This is a genomic window from Streptomyces sp. NPDC006335 (assembly GCF_040612795.1).
In the GTDB taxonomy this organism is placed as follows: domain Bacteria; phylum Actinomycetota; class Actinomycetes; order Streptomycetales; family Streptomycetaceae; genus Streptomyces.
Genome location: NZ_JBEXQX010000048.1, coordinates 1 through 4897 on the forward strand (window position 1 = coordinate 1; position 4897 = coordinate 4897).

General features: G+C 72.1%; 1 protein-coding gene. It reads right to left on the minus strand.

Annotated features, from left to right (window positions below):
• On the minus strand, positions 1-4897 hold a 4897-nt coding region (locus tag ABZ098_RS44865), incomplete at both ends, for an amino acid adenylation domain-containing protein (RefSeq protein ID WP_356600877.1).

Below are 4897 nucleotides of genomic sequence, written 5' to 3' on the forward strand. Positions count from 1 at the left end.
CACGCTCCAGACACAGCCCCACCACCGACTCCGCACCCACCCCCTCCGCACGCAGCAGACCCGCCAACCGACCCGCCCGCTCCCACAACGCCCCATACGTCACCTGACGCGAACCACACACCACCGCAACCGCATCCGGACGCTGCCACACCTGATCAGCAACCAGCCCATGCACCCCACCCACACCCGGAACCACCACCGCCGCACCATCACCACCGGCGAGCAACTGCACCCGCTCGACAGTGGACAGGACCGGCAACTCCGCCACACGCCGGCCCGCATCGGCCGCGACCGCCTCCAGGACAACCGCCAGGTGCCCCGCCATACGCTCGATCGTCGCCGCATCGAACAACGCCGTGCTGTACTGGATCTCGCCTTTCACCTCGCCGTCGGCGCCGCCGAGCAGGAGTGCCAGGTCGAACTTCATCAGCGGTGCTCCGGCCAGCAGCCCCGCTTCCGGTTCGTCGTCCGTGCCGGCTCGGCGGCCGTTCTCGCCGGCGGCGTAGTAGAACCAGACCTGGAAGAGGGGGGAACGGGAGCGGTCGCGTTCGGTGACCAGCGCCTCCACCAGCTGCTCGAAGGGCAGGTCCTGGTGGGCGTAGCCGTCCAGGGTGGTCTCGCGTACCCGGCCCAGCAGCTCGGCGAAGGTGAGGTCGCCGGACAGACGGGTGCGCATAACGAGGGTGTTGACGAAGAACCCGATCAGATCCTCGGTCTCGGCCCGGTTCCGGCCCGCGGCCGGTGATCCCACGGCCACGTCGTCGGTGCCGCAGTACCGGCTCAGGACCACGTCGAACGCCGCCAGCAGCGTCATGAACATCGTCGCGCCGTTCTCGCGGGCCACCGCCCGCAGCCCGTCCGCCACCGCGGCGGGGATGTGCACCGGCGTCGAGGCGCCCGCGCTGGACGCGATCGGCGGCCGCGGCCGGTCCGTGGGCAGCTCCAGCACCGGCACGTCGGCCAGCTGGCGGCTCCAGTAGGCGAGCTGCCGGTCGATGATCTCGCCGGTCAGCCAGGAACGTTGCCAGGCGGCGTAGTCGGCGTACTGCACCGCCAGGGGCGGCAGCGGATCCGGTTCACCGGCACGGAACGCCTCGTACAGGAGTTCCATCTCGCGGCCGAAGATCCGTCCAGACCACTCGTCGGAGACGACGTGGTGCATCGACAGCACCAGCGCGTGTCCGGCCGTACCCAGCCGGGCCAGGCACACACGGAGGAGGGGCCCGGTCGCCAGGTCGAAGGGTGCGACCGCGTCCCGCACGATCAGCTGGTGCAGGGCGGCCACCGGGTCGGTCAGACCGGACAGGTCCGCCAGCGTCAGCGGTACCGGTCGTGGCGGGTCGATGACCTGATGGGGCACGCCATCGGGGCCTGCCACCAGCCGGGTCCGCAGCACCTCATGCCGCGCCACGACCGCTGTCAGCGCCTCGCCGACCGCCCGCACGTCGACGTCGGAGCCCAGCCAGATCGGCGACGGGACGTTGTACATCACCTCTTCCGGATCCATCTGGTGGAGGAACCACAGCCGTTGCTGGGCGAACGACAGAGGAAGCGGCCGGTCCCGTGGGACGGGGGTGACCGGCGGGGCTACCGGACCGTCGGCGGTGTTCTCGATCACCGTGGCCAGGCCAGCCAGCGTGGGGTTGTCGAACAGTTCGGCCAGCGCGAGTTCTGTTCCGAACACCTCGCGTACCCGCGAGATCACCTGGGTCGCCAGCAGCGAGTGCCCGCCCAGCTCGAAGAAGTCGTCGGACGCACCGACCCGGTCCGTCCCCAGCACCCGCGCCCAGATCCCGGCCAGCAGTTCCTGCACCGGTCCGACCGGGGCCATCCAGTCGTCGGCCTGGGCACGCGCCTGTCCGGGGGCCGGCAGTGCCGCGCGGTCCAGCTTTCCCGACGGGGTCAACGGCAGGGCGGCCAGCTCGGTGAACACCTGCGGAACCATGAACTCCGGCAGGTGGCCGCGCGCGAACGCCCGCAGCTCCGCGGTGGGCGGGATCCCCGTGTCCGGGATCGCCGGCACCAGGTAGGCGACCAGCCTCGCGGCCGCGCCCTGGCCGTCCGCCGCCACCACCGCGGCCCGGATCCCCTGATGGGCGGCCAGCACCGCCTCGACCTCGCCCGGTTCCACGCGGAACCCGCGCACCTTGATCTGGTCGTCGGCCCGGCCCACGAACTCCAACTGCCCGTCCGCGCGCCGCCGCACCCGGTCACCGGTCCGGTACAGCCGCGACCCGTCATCACTGAACGGGTCGGCGATGAACCTCTCCGCGGTCAGCGCGGGGCGGCCCGCGTAGCCGCGGGCCAGCTGCGGCCCACCGATGTACAACTCGCCGGGCACACCCACCGGCACGGGGTTGAGCCACCGGTCCAGCACGAACAACCGCGTGTTGACCACGGGCACCCCTATCGGCGGCCCCGCCTCCCCCGCGGGTTCGACCGCCCCGGTGGTCACCATGACCGTGGCCTCGGTCGGCCCGTAGGTGTTGACGAGTCGCCGGCCGTCGGCCCAGACCCGGGCCATCGCCCCGGTCATCCGCTCCGCGCCCGACAGCACCGTGCCCAGGCCCGGGACCCCTCGCGGGTCCAGCACCTCCAGCAGCGACGGCACCACACTGGCCGCCTCCACCCCGAGCGCCGCCACCATGCCCGCCAGGCGAGCGGGTTCGGCGCGCTCCGCTCCGGCCGCCACCACCAGCGTCCCGCCGCGGCCCAGCGTCACCGCCACGTCCAGGACGGCCGCGTCGAAGCTGAACGAGGCGAACTGCAGCACCCTCGTGCCGGGAGCCACGTCGAGGACCGGCCCGATTCCCGCCACCATGTTCAGTACGCCGGCGTGGGGCACCTGCACGCCCTTCGGGGTGCCCGTCGATCCCGATGTGTAGATCACGTACGCCAGTTGGCGCGGATCCGCCGGCTCCGGCGGCAACGGGGCCAGCGTGCGCAGACGGGTGTGCACCGCCGGGTCATCGAGCCACACCACCGGAAGGCCCTTCCCGGCGGATGTGATCAGGTCTCCCGTCACCCGCCGGTCCGCCAGCAGCGCCACCGCACCGGAATCGGCAAGCATGTACTCCAGCCGGTCCGCCGGGTACTCCGGGTCCAGCGGCAGGTAGGCGCCGCCTGCCATCCACACCGCCAGCACGGCCGGCACCATGCCGGCATCCCGCGGCAGGCAGATCCCCACCACCGACTCCGGGCCCACGCCCAGCCCTCGCAGGTGCCGGGCCAGCCGGCCCGCGCGGTCCACCAGCCCGGCGTAGGTCAGCCACTCCCGCCCGCACACGACCGCCACCGCGTCCGGGTGTTCCGACGCCCGCGCCAGCACCAGTTCGGCGGTGCCGTTCGCCGCGGGCACGGGTCCCGCCGTGTCGTTCCAGCGCCGCACCAGCTGATCCCGCTCCGCCGCCGTCAGCACCGCCAACCGCGACAGTGGCCGCTCCGGGTCGGCCACCGCCGTTGCCAGGACCGTCAGAACGTGCCCCACCATGCGGTCCACGGTGGCCGCGTCGAACAGAGCGGTGCTGTAGTCGAGCCGCCCGGCGACGGCCCCGCCCGCGTCTCCCAACGTCAGCGCCAGGTCGTACTTCACCTGGAAGCCGCCACTGAGTGCCTCGGTCATCGGGGCCGCCTCGGCGGGATCGGCGTCACCGGCGCCGGACTCCTGGAGGCCGTAGCTGAAGAGCACCTGGAACAGCGGGGTGCGGGACCTGTCCCGGTCGGTGACCAGGGCGTCCACCAACTGCTGGAACGGCAGGTCCTGGTGGGCGTACGCCTCCAGCGCCGTTTGCCGCACGCGGCGCGTCAGTTCGGTGAACGTCGGTTCGCCGGACAGGTCTGTCCGCAGTACGAGGGTGTTGACGAAGAATCCGATCAGGTCCTCGACCTGGGCGTGGTTCCGGTTCGCGACCGGCGTTCCGACGATCACGTCATCGGTGTCCGCGTACCGGCCCAGCACCACCGAGAATCCGGCCAGCAGCGTCATGAACATCGTCACGCCGTTCTGCCGGGCGATCTCCCGCAGCCCGTCCGCGACCGGCTCAGGGATCGTGAACCCGACCGCCGCACCGGCGTTCGAGCGCACCGGCGGCCGCGGCCGGTCGGTGGGCAGTTCCAGCAGCGGTGCCCCGGCGAGCCGCTCGCGCCAGTAGGTCAGCTGCCGGTCGAGGACCTCGCCGGACAACCACGACCGCTGCCAGACCGCGAAGTCCGCGTACTGCACCTCGAGCGGCGGCAGCGGATCCGGCTCACCTGCCCGGCACGCCTCGTACAGGGCCCGCAGTTCACGGCGGAAGACCTGGTCCGACCACTCGTCGAAGACCACGTGGTGGGCGCACAGCGCCAGCACGTGTCCCAGGTCGCCCAGCCGGATCAGGCAGGCACGGACGAGTGGCCCGGCGGCCAGGTCGAACGGTGTCGCGGCGTCGGCCGCGAGCAGTTCTCTGGTCAGCGCGGCGGGATCCGGCGCCGCCGACACGTCCGCCACCTTCAGTGGGAACGGGCGGGGCGGGTCGATCACCTGGTGGGCCACTCCATCCGGTCCGGCCACCAGCCGGGTGCGCAGTACCTCGTGCCGGGCCGTGATTGCGGTGAGTGCCGCTTCCAGTGCCGGAACGTCAGGGTTCCGGCCCAACTGCATCACCGTCGGCAGGACGTATTCGGTGGAGTGGGGTTCGAGCTGGTCGAGGAACCACAGCCGCTGCTGGGCGAACGACAACGGCAGCACCTGGTCCCGCGGCACCGGACCGACCGGCGGGGCCACCAGCCCCCGCGCGGTCTCGTCGATCACAGCGGCAAGTCCGCGCACCGTGGGATGGTCGAACAACACCGCCAACGCCACCTCAGCGGCCAGCACCTCCCGCACCCGCGACATCACCCGGGTCGCCAGCAGCGAATG